General features: G+C 37.5%; 15 protein-coding genes and 1 pseudogene. 3 read left to right on the top strand and 13 right to left on the bottom strand.

Annotated features, from left to right (window positions below; all coding sequences use genetic code 11):
• Nucleotides 1–60: 60 nt before the first annotated feature.
• The 6 genes and pseudogenes from H3V01_RS03805 to H3V01_RS03785 all read right to left on the bottom strand — a co-directional run bounded on the left by H3V01_RS03805 (nucleotide 61) and on the right by H3V01_RS03785 (nucleotide 8,371).
• Nucleotides 61–2,577, bottom strand: coding sequence for an RHS repeat protein (locus H3V01_RS03805; RefSeq protein ID WP_198186034.1), 2,517 nt, complete (start codon nucleotides 2,575–2,577; stop codon nucleotides 61–63).
• Nucleotides 2,578–2,856: 279 nt separating this feature from the next.
• Nucleotides 2,857–3,081, bottom strand: a pseudogene (locus tag H3V01_RS11245) (DUF6531 domain-containing protein); the annotation flags it as partial.
• A gap of 361 nt (nucleotides 3,082–3,442) precedes the next feature.
• Nucleotides 3,443–5,725, bottom strand: coding sequence for an Ig domain-containing protein (locus H3V01_RS11240; RefSeq protein WP_198186033.1), 2,283 nt, complete (start codon nucleotides 5,723–5,725; stop codon nucleotides 3,443–3,445).
• A gap of 48 nt (nucleotides 5,726–5,773) precedes the next feature.
• Nucleotides 5,774–6,517, bottom strand: coding sequence for a hypothetical protein (locus H3V01_RS03795; protein ID WP_198186032.1), 744 nt, complete (start codon nucleotides 6,515–6,517; stop codon nucleotides 5,774–5,776).
• A 76-nt stretch (nucleotides 6,518–6,593) separates the two neighbouring features.
• Nucleotides 6,594–8,012: an RCC1 domain-containing protein gene (locus H3V01_RS03790; protein WP_198186031.1), complete on the bottom strand. Its 1,419-nt coding sequence runs from the start codon at nucleotides 8,010–8,012 to the stop codon at nucleotides 6,594–6,596.
• Nucleotides 7,943–8,371: a hypothetical protein gene (locus tag H3V01_RS03785; RefSeq protein ID WP_198186030.1), complete on the bottom strand. Its 429-nt coding sequence runs from the start codon at nucleotides 8,369–8,371 to the stop codon at nucleotides 7,943–7,945. Before H3V01_RS03785 ends, H3V01_RS03790 begins: the two co-directional genes overlap by 70 nt.
• A gap of 1,144 nt (nucleotides 8,372–9,515) precedes the next feature.
• On the opposite strand from H3V01_RS03785, the gene polA reads away from it, so the two are divergent.
• On the top strand, nucleotides 9,516–12,308 hold the full coding sequence (gene polA / locus H3V01_RS03780; RefSeq protein WP_198186029.1) for a DNA polymerase I: 2,793 nt from the start codon (nucleotides 9,516–9,518) through the stop codon (nucleotides 12,306–12,308).
• A gap of 151 nt (nucleotides 12,309–12,459) precedes the next feature.
• Here the strand turns inward: polA and rpe are convergent, their stop codons facing one another.
• Nucleotides 12,460–13,155, bottom strand: coding sequence for a ribulose-phosphate 3-epimerase (rpe, locus tag H3V01_RS03775; protein WP_198186028.1), 696 nt, complete (start codon nucleotides 13,153–13,155; stop codon nucleotides 12,460–12,462).
• Nucleotides 13,156–13,272: 117 nt separating this feature from the next.
• Between rpe and H3V01_RS03770 the strand changes: the two genes are divergently transcribed.
• A complete protein-coding gene (locus tag H3V01_RS03770) occupies nucleotides 13,273–13,674 on the top strand; it encodes a Spy/CpxP family protein refolding chaperone (protein WP_084551903.1) in 402 nt (133 codons plus the stop codon).
• A 129-nt stretch (nucleotides 13,675–13,803) separates the two neighbouring features.
• Here H3V01_RS03770 and H3V01_RS03765 read toward each other — a convergent pair whose 3' ends face one another.
• The 6 genes from H3V01_RS03765 to dnaB form a co-directional block, all read right to left on the bottom strand.
• Entirely contained in the window at nucleotides 13,804–14,259 is a 456-nt protein-coding gene (locus tag H3V01_RS03765) for a type IV pilin protein (protein WP_025330676.1), read from the bottom strand.
• Between the two features lie 27 nt (nucleotides 14,260–14,286).
• Nucleotides 14,287–14,868: a pilus assembly PilX family protein gene (locus H3V01_RS03760; protein ID WP_025330675.1), complete on the bottom strand. Its 582-nt coding sequence runs from the start codon at nucleotides 14,866–14,868 to the stop codon at nucleotides 14,287–14,289.
• 36 nt (nucleotides 14,869–14,904) lie between these two features.
• Nucleotides 14,905–15,792 (bottom strand): PilW family protein, encoded by an 888-nt coding sequence (locus H3V01_RS03755; protein WP_025330674.1) that lies wholly within the window; start codon nucleotides 15,790–15,792, stop codon nucleotides 14,905–14,907.
• Nucleotides 15,789–16,298 carry a type IV pilus modification PilV family protein gene (locus H3V01_RS03750; RefSeq protein ID WP_096765796.1) on the bottom strand — a complete coding sequence of 170 codons (510 nt, stop codon included), beginning with the start codon at nucleotides 16,296–16,298 and terminating at the stop codon, nucleotides 15,789–15,791. Before H3V01_RS03750 ends, H3V01_RS03755 begins: the two co-directional genes overlap by 4 nt.
• Nucleotides 16,299–16,316: 18 nt before the next feature.
• Nucleotides 16,317–17,012: a GspH/FimT family pseudopilin gene (locus H3V01_RS03745; RefSeq protein ID WP_025330672.1), complete on the bottom strand. Its 696-nt coding sequence runs from the start codon at nucleotides 17,010–17,012 to the stop codon at nucleotides 16,317–16,319.
• 111 nt (nucleotides 17,013–17,123) lie between these two features.
• A complete protein-coding gene (gene dnaB / locus H3V01_RS03740) occupies nucleotides 17,124–18,515 on the bottom strand; it encodes a replicative DNA helicase (RefSeq protein ID WP_037393315.1) in 1,392 nt (463 codons plus the stop codon).
• 213 nt (nucleotides 18,516–18,728) lie between these two features.
• Here dnaB and H3V01_RS03735 point away from each other — a divergent pair, with 213 nt between their 5' ends.
• Complete coding sequence (locus H3V01_RS03735) at nucleotides 18,729–19,313, top strand: superoxide dismutase (RefSeq protein ID WP_025330670.1); 585 nt, start codon at nucleotides 18,729–18,731, stop codon at nucleotides 19,311–19,313.
• Nucleotides 19,314–19,384: the final 71 nt, after the last annotated feature.

Raw genomic sequence — 19,384 nt, 5'->3', positions numbered from 1 at the left:
TTTTGTTAAACGGTTACCCATTGCATCATAGGTATAAGCCATGATATTACGCTGACCTGCTTACAGGATGGTTTCTGTTAATAATTTACCCGTAACATCATATTGATAACTAACACTACGTTGTACACCATCAATGGTTTCATCTATTTGAGTGCGACGACCATTTTCATCAAGGGTATACTCAAACTTAGCGAGTACTTTACTGCCTTTTTGATGGGTGATGCCGGTGAGCTGATTGGCCTTGTTATAGGTCATCACACTTTGCGTACCATTACTGCGGTTGATTTGGGTACGATTACCGACTTTATCGTATTCAAAGCTGGTGACGCTACCGTCTATTGCTGTGATGCTGGTTAAGCGGTTTAACGCATCATATCCATAACTAAAGCTACCTTGCGTATTTACTTGCTGAGATACTTTATTACCATTACCATCCCATTCATAAGACAATTGACCAAGAGGTGATGAAACCTGGGTAATACGCCCCAGTTGATCATAGGTATAGTCAAGATCACCAGTTAAACTATCGCTGACTTTAGCCACATTACCCAGGGCATCATAACTATAACTAATAGCGCGTTTATCAGGATAATTTAATGCAGCTAACTGCTGACTGGTATTGTAAGTATAACCCGTAGCCTTACCATTAAAGTCTGTGTGCTTGGTAATATTACCTATAGCATTGTATTCCCAGCTTTCTTTTTGCCCTTCGGGGAGCGTGCGTTGAATACGTTGCCCTACTTTGTTATAGGTAAAGCGTGTGGTATGACGATTCGCATCACTTTGTAAGGTTTGACGACCTTGTGTATCATAGCCATAAACAGTTTTATTGTTTAAAGCATCACTGACCTGAAAGAGTTGTCCTAACACATCATAACTAAAGGACGTTTTGTTTTGTAATGCATCAATAATGACTGTATTTCGACCTGCTTTGTCATATTCATAACCCACACTATGACCAAGTGCATTGACCTTTTTGATCGGTTGGTTATTGTCGTTATACAAGGTTGTACTACTATTACCTAATGCATTCGTTTGCTTAGTTAGATTACCTACCGCATCATAACTTGATTCCGTGGTATTGCCCAACGCATCAATGTGTTTGATCTGGCGGCCTAGCGCATCATATTGATACTGGGTCGTATTGCCTAAGGCATCAACAGTTGCTATGGCATTACCAACAGCATCATACTGGGTTTGCGTAATATTGCCTAATGCATCTTTGACTTGTATGGGGCGATCAGCCTCATCATAGGTTGTTTCGGTACAAATACCCGTTACACACGTTTTGGCCTCATTACCATTTTTGTCAAAGGTGGTGCTGTCTATTTTACCATCAGGGTAAAGGGTTTGAGTTTGTTCTCCTCGTTCGTTATAGGTGTATTGGGTTGCTTGCCCTAAAGGATCGGTAACTTTGATCAGTTGGTTCAAGTCGTCGTATTGATAGGTGGTGACTAAGCCATTTTCATTGGTGTGAGTTAATACATTGCCATTATCATCGTAGGTTTTACGGGTAACCATTTCTGTGGCTTTGCCGTCAATCACTAGATTGTATTTACGCGCTGTTTCATTACCGTTTTTATCATACTCAAAACGGGTTACATTACCTGAGGCATCGGTCTCTGATACTTTTAGCGGTTTGCCGTTGCTGTCTTGGTAACCAAAACGTGTTGTATTACCCATTTGATCAGTAAGTGCGGCTAAATCACCTTTACTTGTGTAGCTCGCATGGGTTGTATTACCCATGGCATCAGTGATTTGGGTTAAATCACCTGTTTGATCATAGGTACTTTTGATGACTCTGCCTAACTCATCAGTCACCAGGGTAGGATTACCATCCGCATTATAGGTGGTTTCGGTAGAGAAGCCTAAAGCATTGGTTTCTTTGGTAACATTGCCGTAGCGGTCATACTCGTAAGCTGTTTTATGTCCTAGGGCATCGGTGACACTGGTTTCATTACCAAACTGATCATAGGTATACTGAGTCACATTGCCTTTGCTGTCTGTTACTTCGGTAATATTGCCTTGATCGTCGTAAACGTAAGTGGTGGTATTGCCATTACGGTCAGTGACTTTATCCACGTTATTATCATTGTCATGTTCCAGATTAACGCTATAACCTAAACTATCCCTTTGATGAATGAGCTGTCCCTTATCATCAAATTCGGCTTTGAACAGACGTTTACCATCAGCACCATAAATTTCACTGAGCTGATGAACTAAATCTGCACTTTGTTGATAAATAAAGCGTGTTTTTAGTTGTTTAGGATCAAAGGTACCTTCTAAGTTACCATCACCATCGTAAGTGTAGTTAAGTACGCGGCCATCGGGAGCATCCACTTGTACAATGCGATCATTGTTGTCACGGGTAAAAATTAATCCTGCACCGTTAGAATGCTGAATACCATTATGGGTATAACTTAAGGTATTGCCGTAACGATCTTTAATTTGACGAATACCGAACGATTTATCCAGGTAATATACCATCCCATCTTTGGTGGTTAATTTAAATTGCTGTGGGTTGACCTTGTCTAAGCTGTCGTAATCAAAAAGAACACCGTTATGAACGCGTAGCATACCAACATCAGTTGCTTCTAAAGTTGAAGAAGTGCCTGCTTTAGGCGCAAAGTCTAATTGGAAGAAACTACCTGCTGACTGTGACATCCAGCTGTTACATTCGGGTATTGTTTTAGGCTCAAATTTTTCCATTTTACCGTCTGGCAAGCGGACAGTAACCATTCGGGTACCAACTGGCTTAGGACAGAATTTTTTATTGAGACCGGAACCTATTTCCGCAAAATCCCAATCACGTCCTGGTATACCGTTGGTTTGAATTTTAACATCCTGGTAATTCACGCTCCAACCATAGCCAAAGTCCAGGCTTTCATTCTGACTACGAGTATCGTAGGTACGGGTCAGGCGTAAAGGTAGGTTGCCCATATCAATATCAAGATCGGTAAAGCTTAACGAGAATTGTCCTACTTTTTGCTCTCCACTGATAACCACGCCTATTTTTGCACTGCTTTGGTTGCCGCCTTCATCTTTTACGATCAGCAGTAAATCATAAAGTCCGTTGGGCATCGTTTGTGGTTTGAGTGTACCTAATTTGCCATTGATGACCGATTGATTGCCTCTAGCAACAGAAACCCATTTGCCTTCATCGGCAGGTGATAAATAAACTTGAAATTCTACTAAGTTATCATCGGATGCTGTACCAATAATATCGGTTGTGGTGCTGATTTCTGCCACATTAATCTTATCTGATTTAGCCGGAGCAGTTATTTCCGCAGTAGGTGCAGTGATATCAGCCTTGTTTTTAACAATAAAACTTGTTTGTTGCTTAACTTCTCTGCCTTTAGCATCTCTGGCAATCAGGTCTAGTGTATGTAAACCTAATTTATTGCTTGTTACCGTTGCGCTGTTCCCACTAACGGTTACAGGGCTACCAAGTAACAAGTACATTTTTATCGATAATTACACCAGCAGGTGCTTCTTCTAATTTATAGGTTAACGGATCTCCGTCAGGATCATTAGCTTGTATTTGGTAGTGATAAGTGTCATTAACTACCCCTTGTATTTTAGGTATACTAGTGATTTGTGGTGGTTGATTAGTAATGGTTTGATCACCAATAGTGAGGGTATAACTTTGTTCAACCTTATGTTGTACGTCACTAACACTGAGTTTAATGCTATGATTGCCCAAAGTTGGTTTTTCCCACTTTACAACACCATGGGAGTCCAACATCATCCCCTCCGGGCCTTCCTCTAAGAAATAGCTCAGTGGATCATTATCGGGATCAACAGCAATTAACTGATACTCATACTCGTTATTGATTGAGCCAGCTGTTTTTGGAGAACTGATAATTTGTGGCGGTTGATTTTCTAGTTCTGAATCACGAACCACGAGCATGTAGTTTTGCTCTACTTCATAATGACCATCGCTTATAGCCAGTTTAATGGTATAGCTACCCACTGCTCTTGCCTTCCAAGAGAATAGGCCATTAACATCAATAGTTGCTCCTGCAGGTGCTTCTTTGATTTGATAGTGTAATACATCCCCATCAGGATCGGTTGCTACAAGTTGGTAATGATACAGTTCATTGACTACTGTGCTTGTTTCAGGCGTACTGGTTAATAACGGTGGTTGATTAGTAACAGACTCTTGCGTAATAACGAGTGTATAGTTTTGTGTTACTGTCGCCAAACCGTCTGTGACTGTTAATTCAATGTCATACTGTCCCAGCACTGGGGTATTCCATGTAAATAGCCCTGTATTACTAACCGTTGCACCATTTGGAGCTTTAGTTATTTTGTAAGTTAGCGGATCCTCATCAGGATCGACAGCAATTAATTGATACTGATAAGGTGCACCTAAGCTACTTTTCGTATTGGGCACACTTAAAATTTGAGGGGCTTGGTTAGCTTCTAGACCAACACGCAGTGTATATTCTTGTGTTGCGACACCACCTCGTTGATCACTGACTTCTATCACAACAGGGTAACTGCCAGCAATGGCCTGTGCCCAAAATAGCTTACCTGTTTCACGGTTCAGCTCTAAACCTACAGGCCCCTTAACTAATGACCAAACCACTTTATCACCGTCTGGATCATTCGCACTGGCTTGATAGCTATAAGCAGCATTTTCTGCAATATAGGTACTCGGTTGACTTGTGATAACAGGTGCTCTATTAGCCTGTGCGGTGATGGTTAATCCGTAGCTTTGAGTGGCAACACTGCCATCTTCATTCATTGCTTCGACAGTAATGTTTTCCACCGACTCTTGAGAGGGTTGCCAATTAATTTCACCCGTTTGAGTGTTGATAGTCATTCCCTGTGGTGCTTGACTAAGATTATAAGTAATAGTATCTCCACCACTGTCTTTTGCTTGTGCAAAATAAGTATAGGGCTGATTAACTGTACCATTGATAATTGGAGTACTCGTAAAGGAGGGTTTACCACTAACAGCTAAGACAACAGATTGTTGGTCTCTAGCCCCATAAGGATCTGTCACAATTACAGTTATAGGATAGCGACCTGGCTGAGGGTTACTCCAACTGATCAAACCATTTGTATTCATAGTCATGCCTGATGCCTGGCTAGCAAGACTGTAAGATATTTTCTGACCTTCAGGATCAACAGCTTCTACTTGATGGCTAAAGTACTTACCAGAAGGAATACGGGTGGGGATTTGATTGGTAATTTGAGGAGGTAAATTATCATCAATAACTTCAATATTATAAGACTGTGTTACTTTACCACCATTACCATCGATAACTTGAATATTGACCTCATAAAAACCAATTGTATCGGGCTTCCATGTGATTAGACCTGTTTGACTATCGATTATCATACCAACAGGTCCGGCTAAAAGACTATAGGTTAAATCATCACCATCAGCATCTAAGGCTTCTGCCTGATAATGATAATCTGTTTTAATATCACCACCTATTTTAGGCTCACTGACAAAATAAGGTGGTCTATTGGCTACTTCTCCAGCCTCGATAGGTGATGGAACAACTGAGACAACTGAACCAGATGCACAGGATTCTAAACCTTCTGAGTCAAGTGGGCGTACATTGTAAAAATACTCCTTCCCCTCTTCGACCGTTTTATCAAGCCATGTGGAGTAGTTTGAGGTTGTTTCGCCTAAACTAATATAAGGTCCTTCTAATTTTTCAGAGCGATAAATACGGTAGGCATCCGCACCATTATCTGCCCAAGTCACTTGCACTTGCCCTGGTTTAGCACGCGCTTTTACATTATTTAAACAACCCTATTGAGGCTTGATTTTATTGGCACCAAAGGCATCAACATAAACGTAACCTCCATGTGCATTTTGTGAGCAGTCAGCAGCTAGTGCCCGAACTTCCAACTCATGACCAATTAATGAATCAGGAACGATCATATCTACATCAATAAAGGGCGTTGATCTCCAAGTTCCATTAAAGTTAGTGGTGTAAAATAATCTTCCAGGTTGGTTAGAATAAGCTATATCATCATATAATATTTCTGCTGTCGTTAAATCTTTCAACTGTACATGAAAGTAAGGTTGTTGATAGGAGGCATGATTTGGATCGTTTAATACCGCCGCATAAGTGAAACGTATGTGTAGTTTTCCATCAGATGGGTCACGGTCATCTTCAGTGATAACATCTTTCTGAGATATCTGATTTATATGTCTACCACCTATCTCATCATTAAGCTTTGCCGTAAAGTTACCTTGTCTCGGTAAAACTAGATGAGGTGCTCTAGGATCAAAGCTGTTGCTTACAACATTCAAAATAAAACTTCCACCATTTGATATTTGAACGCTGTCAGCTGTGAATGGAGGATTTCCCTTAAGTCTATAGTTTAGTCCGTGCTCTTTCTCCCAATGGCTAAAATCTCCATTCTCAAAATCGCCGTTCTGAAAAATAGCCCAGCTATTACTTGAAACTAATGCTAAAGCAATTGAGCTAGCTAATAAATTTCGCTTGATTTTTTTCCTATATTTATCAGGTTCATTGGTTCGTTTCATAATAAATTCCTTATTAATTTGTTAATCAGTAAATGAGGTGTATCGCTTATAATTATTAATAGGATTGAATACGCTCTCATCGTGTATTTCCAATTGTTACGCCTTTACCCGGCCAATCAATACTAGACGCACAGCATTTGGTTTGATCGATTTTATGGAGATCGTTATAGCCAACGCCATATATAGCGCCACTTTCGGTTTGATAGAACACATGTTCTTTACCCCCACCCACAGAAACAACAGGATCATTAGCATGTGGTGTGCGTAAGGTAGGAGATGCTCCGTAAATCATTGGGAAAGCACTGCCACCCGTTTGACCCCATGTATAGATTTTTCCATCCTCGGTTAATGCGATAGAACCCACATAACGCGCATAGAGTTGAGCGACATTTTTCATGACAACAAGAGGTTCTGGTGAGCTAATATTGGTTTTATTCGTTCCTTGTCCGAGTGCAGCATGTAACCCCCAACCAATCACCGTACCATCATCCAGTAAGGCTTCACCCCAGCCATTGCCACCGGCGATATAGGTCATACGATCAGCATATTGATCTAAATTAGGCACACGCGTGGGAGTGCGAATTATTTTTTGAACCCCGTAATTAGAACCTTGAAAACCTAACCCGCTGGCTTCATTGTCACCCCATGCCCAGACATGGCCCTCTTCAGTCACTGCAAAAGCGCCTTCATAAGCCCCACCAATTAAACGTGCTTTTTCACCCTTTAAGTCAACAGCAATAGGTATCTGACTATTTTTCTTTCCATTATTACCAAGCTGCCCATATAAGTTATGTCCCCATGTCCAAACTTTTCCATCATCATCTAATGCAACTGAAAAATACTCACCAGCTCCAATTTGCACTGCATTTTTCAATACCTTACAAGGGGTAGAAACATAAATTGATTTTGATGGTTTACAACCCGTCTCTCCATATCCGCTTTGTCCCCAGCCATAGACATTTCCTTCATTATCTAAAGCAATTAAGTGATAAGCACCTCCTGTTAGACCAATAATGTTCGTTAGGCTATTTACTTTGGCCGGATCTTTATTGCTAGAAACAACCTTTGTTCCATTGCCTTGTTGGGATGAGCCTCTGAATCCCCATACCCAGACATTACCTTCTTTAATGGCTGAACCTGTTGTTAGTAAACCGCCTTGCACCATATCAGGATAAGCTCTATCAAAATATCCTTTTTTTGCATAGAAGTTAAAAAATGTTTTAGGTGATGTTATACTGTCTTGCTGAGTCAAACCGATAGTTGAGTTTCTTGCCAATGTGGCAACCGCAATAATTTCCTGACCAGCTCTTAAATTGCCAATATCAATTGATAGTGCCATAGCAGGGTCATCTGTTGTATTGGCATCGTTATAAACTGAAGTATTTTTTAAAGAACCATGACTGGCTCGTGTGATAAGATCACCTTTTAAATAGCCAGGCTCACTGACTTCCCATTTATCGGGAGCAATATAACCACTTGGAGCGCTGAGTGACAATAATGAGCCATACTCATTAAAAAAGTATTACCAACGGCATCAAGATCGACATCAATTAACCCTGTTATACGCAAGTTGTTATAGTTAACTTTAGACTTGTTCTTTAAGTTCCATTGCCAAACAGTATCGCCATTGGCATCTGTTTTTGTTTGAAAATCTACACTGATATTCGAAGGTAGTGTATTGATAGCAGTATTAAGAGGTCTGTTTTCATAAACGTTTGCCCCATCTGAAACAAATAAGCTTAAACGCTCAATGGTAAAATCTTCTGCTAATGCCAGGGGGGATGATAAAATAAGTGACGAAAACAAAAGCTTTCGACAGAATTTTGTTAATAAATTAATATCTGTTTTTAACATAAATATTCCCTTTTTAATGTTATAAATTGCTTGCTAATCGCTTGTTTTATTTAATGGTTAAGCTAAGCAAGCGGTTGTATGAAATGAGCGTACTACCTGATCTGAAAGATCAACTGATACTTTAATTAGAATGATAATTTCGGAGATAACATGTATTTACTAAAGCTGTTTAAATACAACCAGCTATTAAATCAAACTCAGTAAATGATTAATTTTTGTTAAAACAAGAGTTTTTGGATAAAGAGAGGATAGATTTATTATTACTGCCATTATTCTTTTAGTGAGGCTGCGTGCATAAATGTTGCTGAAGTAGATATTAAGCTATTTTTGGTTATTTCTATCAATGCTAAATCATAAGCCATAACTAAAACTGAAAATTACTTGGGAACCTTAAAACATCTGCTATTGGCACAATAGCTATCTATTTGAAGGAACTTAGTCACGAGGAATCATCTCAAATCTGAGCTAATACAAATTAGATTATCATCAGAGGAAATTTTTCTTTTTTAATCATAATTCAATTAAAATTTAATCCATTATAAAATTATTATCTGCTAATAGGCCCAGACATAATTTCCAATTATTTCTCGCATTATCATTATATTATAAATTTATATAAAGTATTTAAAAAAATGCTTATATATTTTCGTTTTATTATGCCATAGATTTAAAATAGGCAAAAATAATGACAAACAAAATAAACTATCTGTAAAAATAAATTTTGGTATTGAAAAACTAATTCAACATGCATCTGAAATTTCGTTTCTCAAGAATTAATATGTTAGCACCAAAAAAGATTTTATTTACAATTTGTTCAACATTTTCAGATTTCAGGCTAAGCAACAAAAAATAAAAGCAACTAAACACATAAAAACTACAGTGCAACGCTTTTTTAAGAATAATATTTAATACTTTGTATTTACAGTTTAAATAGTAAGCAATACTTAACTAAATTACATAGTTTGCGAAATTAAATCTATTAAAAGCTATTTTCAATAATGCTTGGCTAATTCAATCATAGTTTTAAATTACTGATGATATTTTTTATCGTAAAATACAAATTAATTGAGGCTTTATATCTAACATCTGTTTCTTGCTTCTAATAATGGATGTGTAAGTAAGAACTGATATTTCTGGAATAATTATGCAAAAAAAACTATTACTGGTAGACGGTTCATCTTATTTATATCGGGCATTTCATGCTCTTGCGCCATTAACCAGTCCAACAGGTATGCCAACAGGCGCTTTATATGGCGTACTAAATATGTTACGGCGTTTGCGCTTAGATACACCACATGATTATGCTTGTTGTATATTTGATGCTAAAGGCGAAAATTTTCGCCATCAGCTTTATCCAGAATATAAAGCTAATCGTCCGCCGATGCCGGAAGAACTTAGACCACAAGCTGAAGCTTTACCAGAATTAGTGAAATTAATGGGCTGGCCGGTCTTATCTGTTAAAGGTGTTGAGGCTGATGATGTAATTGGTACGTTAGCTCATTCGGCAGAACAAGCCGGTTATCAGGTTATTATTTCTACTGGTGATAAAGACATGGCTCAGCTGGTTAACAGCCAAATTACGCTTGTCAATACCATGAACAATGAAAAGCTTGATATAGAAGGTGTAATTAATAAATTTGGCGTAAAACCGCACCAGATAATAGACTATCTTAGTCTGATTGGTGATAAAGTTGATAATGTACCCGGTGTCGAAAAATGTGGTCCTAAAACAGCGGTTAAATGGCTTCAGGAATATGGTTCATTACAAAATATTATTGAACATGCTAATGAAATTAAAGGTAAGGTTGGTGAAAATCTCAGAATTGCATTAGCAAAATTGCCCCTGTCCTATCAATTAATTACTATTAAAACTGATGTAGATTTACGTCATGAGTTACCGCATGGAATTGAAAATTTACAACGAAAAACTCCGAATTGGGCAGAATTAATTTCACAATTCAAGCAACTTGGTTTCAAAAGCTGGTTAAAAGAAGCACAAAACCATTGTCACGAGAATATGAATGAAACTTCTCAGCCTGCTAATGATCTGTTTAGTGATATTGAAACCGATGATAGTACTGATACTAAAATTATAGAAAATACAGCAGAAACTGAACAAATCAGAAATATACCCAAAAACTATTCAGCTATTACCACAATTGAACAATTAAATAAATTACAACAACAATTAGACAACGCTAAAGTTATTGCTCTGGATACAGAAACAGATAGCCTGGATGCGATGAATGCGCATCTTGTCGGTATCAGTATTGCTTTAGAACCAGGAACAGCATTTTATATACCTGTCGGACACAGCCCGGCAGTAATCAGTGAACAATTACCTATTGAAACTGTGCTTGCTACCCTGAAACCTTATCTGGAAGCAGATCTACCCGAAAAAATTGGTCAAAATATTAAATATGATCAACATGTTCTGGCTAACTATAAGATTAACTTACAGGGAATTACCGGTGACTCAATGCTGGCTTCTTATATAATTGAAAGCCATTTAGGCCATGGTCTAGATGAATTGGCACTTCGTCATCTGAACTGGCAAACTATTCATTATGAAGATTTATGTGGCAAAGGAGCAAAACAAATCAGTTTTGCTGATGTCGCGCTTGAAGATGCCGTTAATTACGCAGCAGAGGATGCGGATGTTTGTTTTCGCCTTGAAATTTTACTAAAAAAACAAATGGATATAGCGCAACTTGAGTTATATCGTAATCTCGAAATCCCTGTAGAGAACATACTCTATAACATGGAGCGTACCGGAGTGCTAATAGATCGTCAGGAACTGGCTCAGCAAAGCCATGAGCTTGGTACTGAATTGGTTCGACTCGAAGAACAGGCATATCAACTGGCAGGACAGCCTTTTAATTTAAACTCACCCAAACAGCTTCAAGCTATTCTGTTTGAAAAAATGGGAATTCCTACTTCCGGCCTGAAAAAAACTTCATCCGGAGGTATTTCTACCAATGAAACCGTGCTGGAAAAGCTTGCAGCAGATTATCCCCTACCCAAGCTTATTTTACAAACACGTAGTCTGGCTAAATTAAAATCCACTTATACAGATAAATTACCGCAACTAATTAATCCGAATACCGGTCGTGTACATACTACCTATGCTCAGGCTGTCGCTATTACAGGTCGTCTGGCCAGTAATAATCCAAATTTACAGAATATTCCGGTACGTACTGAAGAAGGACGGCGTATTCGTAAAAGTTTTATCGCCCCACCCGACCAGTTTATTGTTTCTGCGGATTACTCTCAGATTGAGCTAAGGATTATGGCTCATCTTTCTAATGATTCTACCTTAATTGATGCCTTTCAGCATGATGAGGACATTCATAAGCGTACCGCAGCAGAAATTTTTGTGACAAATCAGGAACAAATAACCTCAGAACAACGCCGTTATGCTAAAACCATTAACTTTGGTTTAATCTATGGTATGAGTGAATATGGCCTGGCCAAATCATTAGGAATTGAATTGCAGGCTGCGCAACACTTTATATCACGTTACTTTAACAGATATCCGGGTGTACACGAATATATGGAAAAAACTAAAGAACAAGCATTACAGCATGGGTATGTAGAAACCTTATTCGGACGTCGTCTTTATCTGCCTGGTTTAAAAAGCACAAATGCTAACGAACGCGCCGGAGCATTCAGAGCTGCTATAAATGCTCCGATGCAAGGGACGGCATCTGATTTAATTAAACGAGCCATGATTGCTGTATATAAATGGCTTAATCAGGAAAAAATGCAAACCAGATTGATTATGCAGGTACATGATGAGCTTGTATTACAGGTACCTGAATATGAGTTGTCATCTGTACAAACACATTTGCCTCAATTAATGGCAAATGCGGCTAAATTAAAAGTTCCATTAATTGCTGATGTCGGATATGGGCATAATTGGGATGAAGCTCATTAATGGAATACTCTATTTGAAATATCAGGATTAATAATAAAAGGTAGTCTGAAATTTATCAGGCTACCTTTTTAAAAATTAACAATAAAAACTTTATTTTTAGGACAGAATATATCAAAATAGTAACATATTAATTAAATGCTAAATAACTAATTTATTTTATTTCAGCTAATTGTGCACGCATAGCAGAAATCTGTTTAAAATAATCGTTATGACCAAAAATTGCAGAACCTGCAACAAATGTGTCAGCTCCTGCTGCTGCTATCTGAGCAATATTATCAATTTTGATTCCACCGTCTACTTCTAATCGGATAAATCTTTTACTTTGATAGGCATATTCATCAATTATTGCCCTAACCTTACGAATTTTTTTCAGTGTGGATGGAATAAAATTCTGTCCACCAAAACCTGGATTAACCGACATCAGTAATATGACATCTACTTTATCTAATACTTCTTCCAATAAGCTTATTGGAGAAGCCGGATTTAATACCACCCCTGCCTGACATCCAGCTGTCTTTATTAGATTTAAGCTTCTATCTACATGCTTACTTGCTTCGGGATGAAAAGTAATAATATCCGCACCGGCTTTTGCAAAAGCATTAATCATTTCATCAACTGGTTCTACCATTAAATGTACATCAATGGGAACAGAAGCATATGGTTTTATTGCCTGACAAACCATAGGACCAAACGTAAGATTTGGCACATAATGATTATCCATAACATCAAAGTGAATCCAGTCTGCTCCACTGTTAATTACGGAAGTAATTTCATTGCCCAAACAGGCAAGATCTGCTGATAAAATACTAGGAGCAATATAAAAATCCGGTTTCGTTAACTTATTCATATTAAAACATTATCTATAATAAATTATATTATTTACGCAAGTTTACTACCATTATATGTGTTTGACTGCTATTGAAGTATACTCATAATAACTGATAGAAATCAAAGGGAGAACAAAATGATATTTTCATACTGGCAAAAAATGACCCGCTATTGTGCCGGTTTTGTCTTATTAACATTTACTTTTTCTACTTTTGCCTCGGGTCAGATTAATTGTGACTTACGCAAGCTTGAATTAACTCAAATGCAAAAAACAAGGCTTAGGCTTATCAGAATGCAGTACAAACGAAATCAGGACACTAATTTGCAGCATACCGCAAACAATAAACGTAAAAGTGAGCAATTAACACAGATTCTGATGAAACCAAAATTTGATGAAACTGAAGCAAAACGCTATGTGTTGAACTATTATATGCCTCGTATACAACAAGATATAGATGAATTAAAAGTACAATATGAGTTTTTGCAAGTTTTAAATCAGCAGCAAAGACAAAACTGGATTAATAATTGTTTGCGTTAAAACTATAAAATTAGTACTTGATAGATAACTATTTGAATTAAATATTATTTTGAATAAATCAATTACATGAATTCAGATTTTACTTAATACCATCATAAAATAAAATATATTAATACGATATAAAAATGCTTATTGCCTGCTACACAAAGAATTTTGAGATGGATCTGTAATACTTTTTACAGATTTTGTATTACAAATGTAAGTACTAGAGTCATTACTCATCCAAACTGATTTTTTTAAATGGACACCATTTTTGGGTTCTGCATATAAACGAAATTTTGTGCAATCATCAGTTGTACTACATGTAACTCCAATTTCATATTTTTTGTCTACATTACCATTTTTGGTCAATTGATTCTTAATTGATGAATCGAGATCATCTTTTAGTAAATTTCTATTAAATAGTTTTAGTTTTGTTTGTGCTATATCCTGATTGATATTGGCTAGTGTGGTAGTAGCATCTGTTAAATCTGCTTTCTCAATATAGCTACTATAAACCGGTATAGCTAAGGCAGTCAAAATCCCCATAATTGCAATTACCACCATTAGCTCAATCAAAGAGAAACCATTTTGATATTTTTTCATGCATTTTTCCAGATATAAATCTTTATATTAATAATCATATAAAGCAGCTTGAATAGTTTCTTCAATAATACTTGAAGTTGAAGCATTTTGTCCCCAGCCTTTTGCAGTAATTCGGAATATATAATACCCTACTCCTGCTTTAGTATCAGGCCCTAAATATTCAATTACATAACGGTACTTGGCCTTTTTATCTGGATTATCTGGATATTTGAATGATGGATCACTATTTTTTATATCTGTAAATACTCCAGACCGTTTCCAAACTTCCTTTAAATCAGTACAAGATTCAACTTTAGCTATTTTGCTGTTTACTTTTGCCGGATCTATTCCTTTTGCTGCACATAATCCTGCTTTGCAATCACAGTTAAATTGCTGTGCTGTCTTTAAACCAGGCCACTCACTAATTTTCTTTTCAGCATCAGCCAGACCAAGCTGTGCGTTTTGAAATGCAAGCTGATGATCGCTATCATTAGCGCTGGTTCGCGTATCCATCGATGTACTTTGCATAGTTACTACTACAAGAAAAGCAATAACTATCATCATAATCAGCACTAAAAATAATGCAAAACCAGACTGACTGGATTGTAAGGTTTTATTTTTAATTTTCATGTCTGCAACGATTTCCAGAGTAATTGGTCTATAAAATTAAATTTTGCTACTTACACAAACTTCACCTTGTCGTACAGAGGCATTAATTTCATAATTGATAGTTGTATTATCATTTGTTCCATTAGGTCTTACTGTTAGGGTTACTCCAATTAAAACAGGTGGCTTTTCATACTTGAAATTAAGATTAGTTGTACGTGTTACATTGGCTTTCAAAGGCGGAGGGAGTTTGCTGCCGGCAGCACTGGCAGCACTGGGGCAATCATTTGCAGTATGATTATCATAATCAAAATGATAATTTACAGCAGTGACATTTCTTACTACCAGTTGTGGGGCGCTAAATGTTTTATTAGAATAATTTATTCGATAAAATCCCGGATCTGGATCCAAATTTGTAGTTCCAACTATATAAACCGCACCACTTATGTCTTCATCATCTATATTAGTTTGACATTTCGAAGACAAAATACTATTGACTAATTTATCACTTACATAAGTTAACACTAAAGGCTTACTGCCTGTTACTGGTTTTACAGCAATACTAGAAGATGCGGTTGGTAAATCAGTTGATAAAAACTGTTTATTTTTCACACTAAATGCATTTTCGAATATAGAGTTTAATTGGGATGTCGATGGGGGATTCATACAACTAAAATCAGCCAACTGCCGCATATCGCTACGAATTACATTTGCTGCATTACGCACATCTTGTTCATAACTAATACGTGTTTTAACCTGTTCTTTTAATTTATACGTTGTTAAAAATGTAGAGCTGGCAGCCAATAAAACAATTATGCTGATTGCAGATGCCACCATCAGTTCGACCAGACTGAATCCTTGCTGCCGGCGTGGAATTTGTTTTAAATTAGTGATTTTAACTATTTTCATTATTGGATCAATCTTTGTATTTTTGTCTGTTGTGTTCATGACTGACCTGCAGTCAGGGAATACGAAAATAGATTTTTATCCTTTAAATTGTTATCATCATTGTTATCATCATCCTTATTAAGAATCTGCCCCCACCAGGTTACAGTAATCTGACCATCTGTAATTACACAGCTGTTTACCTTAGCATTTGTTAAATTAATATTGAGGAGAGTTGAACAATTTTTATTATTAAAATCTGAAAAATCCTTTTTCAAAGTAAATATCTTATTTTTTGCTGCATCTTCTGTTACTTCTAAAGAAATTTTTGGTTGAGAATTCATCAGTTCAATGTAATTTTGTACTGCTCTGGTTACCTCTCCTTGATTCGCTGCATTTACAGATGTATGAACTGCAGTGATCTGAGCCAGCATTAATGCAAGTACACCAAATGACAAGACAAACATGGCCACAATAGCTTCAATGATTGTAGATCCATTCTGACGCTGAAATTTATTTGATGAATATAATATCCTGACTGAAATATACCGGTACATATACTTATCCATATAATTCCTTGATATACTCTATTTTAGGCTTGCAATACAAAGTGTAGAAGCAGAAACAGAACCATTTTTAGAATTACCATAACATGATACAGGTCTGCCGCTAGGTGATATAACAATGCGACGTTTAATATCTTTGTAATCGGCATCAAATATTTCTATAGCTACATTGGAAGTCCCTATTGTCCATTTAGTAGAATCAGCACCATAACCTAGACCGAATTGTCCATTTGGCATAAATGCCAGCATATCTGAATCTGTAATTGTATCGGTACAATTATTTGTATTATTTTTACATACTCCCCAGTTAAGTTTTACTTTGATTTTATCCGTGTTCTGATTTATCGCAACAGTTCGCACAGATGTATCAGTGCTTGTTGTAAATGTTCCATCTAAATCGTTATCATTAAATGCAAGAAAGCCATCCCATCCCTTCCCTTCGGCATATTTCTGAAATTCACTACATCCATTAGATGTACCTGTACCATTTCTGATTACAGTAGGACAAATTAATACAGGTTTGTTAGTACGAATAGCTTCAGCTCTTGCAAACTGAAACATTGCAAGCATCTGATCTGCTCGGTTATTTGTCCTGTGTGATGCAACCAATCTGTTCATAGCCGGTAATGCTATTGCAGCCAGTATGGCAGTAATAGCAATGACAATTAACAATTCAATTAAAGTAAAACCAGCATTTGTTGGTTTAGATGAAGCCATTTTCTAACCTTAATTCTAATAAGCCGGACACAAGTTAATATACACTTATTTTAAATTAATTTTACATCAAAACATATGATTTAGACTACTAATATAATAAATAAGTGATTTTTATTCATCAAAATAACCATCAGGCATGGCCGCATTATCAAATTTAGTAAACTGCCCCTGAAAGGTAAGATGAACTTTTCCGGTTGGACCATTACGGTGTTTACCAATAATACATTCTGCCAATCCTTTAAACTGACTGTCTGGATGATAGTATTCATCACGATACATAAACATAATAAGATCAGCATCCTGTTCGATAGCTCCAGATTCACGTAAATCTGACATCATAGGTCGTTTATCGGTACGTTGCTCCACCGTACGGGATAGTTGTGACAAAGCAATTATAGGAACCTGAAGTTCTTTAGCCAATGATTTTAAAGATCGTGAAATCTCACCCAGCTCAGAAGCACGGTTGTCTGAGCGGCCTGAACCAGACATTAATTGCAGATAATCCAGTACAATTAATCCCAGTTTACCGCCTTGCTGACGTGCCAGTCTGCGAGCGCGGGCACGCACTTCCAGCGCTGTTAATCCGGGGGTTTCATCAATAAACATTGGGGCATCTGTGAGCTTAACTACTGCATCATTGAGTTTACCCCAATGCTCATCCTGCAATTGTCCGGTTTTCAGAACACTCTGATCGACACGGCCTACTGAACCAAGCATTCGCAATACCAGTTGAGCACCACCCATTTCCATTGAAAAAACAGCTACCGGTAATTTTTCTGCAATAGCGACATGCTCTGCAATATTTAGTGAAAAAGCCGTTTTACCCATAGACGGACGACCTGCAACAATAATCAGATCTCCCGGTTGCAGACCTGATGTCTTTTTATCGAGATCAATAAAACCGGTTGAAACACCAGTTACATCGTTTTTGTTATCACGCGAATACAAGTAGTCAATTCGTGCCACAACTTCTTTTAGCAGCACCGGCATTGTCAGGAAACCCTGTTTTGATCGTGCAGTTGATTCAGCAATCTGAAAAACGCTGTTTTCGGCTTCATCCAGCATTTGTGCTGCATCTTTTCCCTGAGGACTATAAGCCGAACGGGCAATTTGTGTTCCTACTTGAGCCAGCTGGCGCATTATGGAACGTTCACGAACAATTTCTCCATAACGCCGGATATTTGCTGCTGAAGGGGTATTTTGTGCCAGCGTTATTAAATATTCCAGACCACCGGCCGGTTCAAGCTCTTCTCTTTTTTGCAGCTCTTCCTGTACTGTTATCACATCCGCCGGACGTGAGAGCTCTACTAATGCTTTAATTGCTCTGAATATAAGGCGATGCTCATGACGATAGAAGTCGTCTTCATCAATTAAATCTGCAATTCTGTCCCATGCACTGTTTTCGAGCATCAGCCCGCCTAAAACCGACTGTTCTGCTTCCATCGAATGCGGCGGCATAGCTAACTGATTTGTTTCATCTGCACTGATATCGTTTTCTTCCATGTCTTCTGACTTTTTTAACAACTTTTTTAATTTTACCATTAAGTGACTGCTTATTTGCGGGTAATAAGAGCTGTGTATTACAATATTAACGAACCATATAATGGTTTAAAGTGAGTTAAATGTTCTATATATTTGCAAATATATCTTATATAACTCTACATTGAGCTCACTGCAAAATACGCAATACTCACTCTATCAGAAGGAATCTCAACCATGGAACATAAATTACCAGTACTACCATACTCCCTTGATGCGCTGGCACCACATATTTCAAAAGAAACATTGGAATATCATTATGGCAAACATCATCAGACCTATATCACCAATATGAATAACCAAATTAAGGGAACAGAGTTTGAGAATATGCCTTTGGAAGAAATTGTCAGAAAATCTTCGGGCGGGTTATTTAATAATGCAGCTCAAACCTGGAATCATACATTTTACTGGTTTGGCTTTACACCTAAAGGTGCGGCATTAACTGAAAATGGTGCTCTAGCTAACGCTATCAATGCGAAATGGGGCAATTTTAATGCATTCAAAGAAGCGTTCGACAAAGTAGCTGCAGGTACTTTTGGTTCAGGCTGGGCCTGGCTGGTAAAAACACCGGACGGTAATCTTGACCTGGTTTCTACAAGTAATGCAGCCACACCTCTGACCACTGACAACACTCCTTTGCTGACATGCGATGTCTGGGAACATGCATATTATATTGACTATCGTAACAGCCGTCCGAATTACTTAAGTAATTTCTGGGAAATCGTTAACTGGAATGAAGTAGAAAAACGCTTTGCAGCATAAGTTTTAATTCACTGCACTTAATTAAAACTGCCTTTTGTCTAAAGGCAGTTTTTTTACAACTGTACATCTGT

The organism is Snodgrassella sp. M0351 (genome assembly GCF_016100575.1).
GTDB lineage: Bacteria > Pseudomonadota > Gammaproteobacteria > Burkholderiales > Neisseriaceae > Snodgrassella > Snodgrassella alvi.
This window is presented reverse-complemented; position numbering and strand designations above follow the sequence as displayed.

Coding starts and splice junctions, on each gene's coding strand:
- H3V01_RS03805 (WP_198186034.1), bottom strand. CDS start 2,577: ATGCTACGCGTTCATAACGGTGTTCTTTTTGATTACGACAGCTTAGAC.
- H3V01_RS03795 (WP_198186032.1), bottom strand. CDS start 6,517: ATGAAACGAACCAATGAACCTGATAAATATAGGAAAAAAATCAAGCGA.
- H3V01_RS03785 (WP_198186030.1), bottom strand. CDS start 8,371: ATGTTAAAAACAGATATTAATTTATTAACAAAATTCTGTCGAAAGCTT.
- polA (WP_198186029.1), top strand. CDS start 9,516: ATGCAAAAAAAACTATTACTGGTAGACGGTTCATCTTATTTATATCGG.
- rpe (WP_198186028.1), bottom strand. CDS start 13,155: ATGAATAAGTTAACGAAACCGGATTTTTATATTGCTCCTAGTATTTTA.
- H3V01_RS03770 (WP_084551903.1), top strand. CDS start 13,273: ATGATATTTTCATACTGGCAAAAAATGACCCGCTATTGTGCCGGTTTT.
- H3V01_RS03765 (WP_025330676.1), bottom strand. CDS start 14,259: ATGAAAAAATATCAAAATGGTTTCTCTTTGATTGAGCTAATGGTGGTA.
- H3V01_RS03760 (WP_025330675.1), bottom strand. CDS start 14,868: ATGAAAATTAAAAATAAAACCTTACAATCCAGTCAGTCTGGTTTTGCA.
- H3V01_RS03755 (WP_025330674.1), bottom strand. CDS start 15,792: ATGAACACAACAGACAAAAATACAAAGATTGATCCAATAATGAAAATA.
- H3V01_RS03750 (WP_096765796.1), bottom strand. CDS start 16,298: ATGGATAAGTATATGTACCGGTATATTTCAGTCAGGATATTATATTCA.
- H3V01_RS03745 (WP_025330672.1), bottom strand. CDS start 17,012: ATGGCTTCATCTAAACCAACAAATGCTGGTTTTACTTTAATTGAATTG.
- dnaB (WP_037393315.1), bottom strand. CDS start 18,515: ATGGAAGAAAACGATATCAGTGCAGATGAAACAAATCAGTTAGCTATG.
- H3V01_RS03735 (WP_025330670.1), top strand. CDS start 18,729: ATGGAACATAAATTACCAGTACTACCATACTCCCTTGATGCGCTGGCA.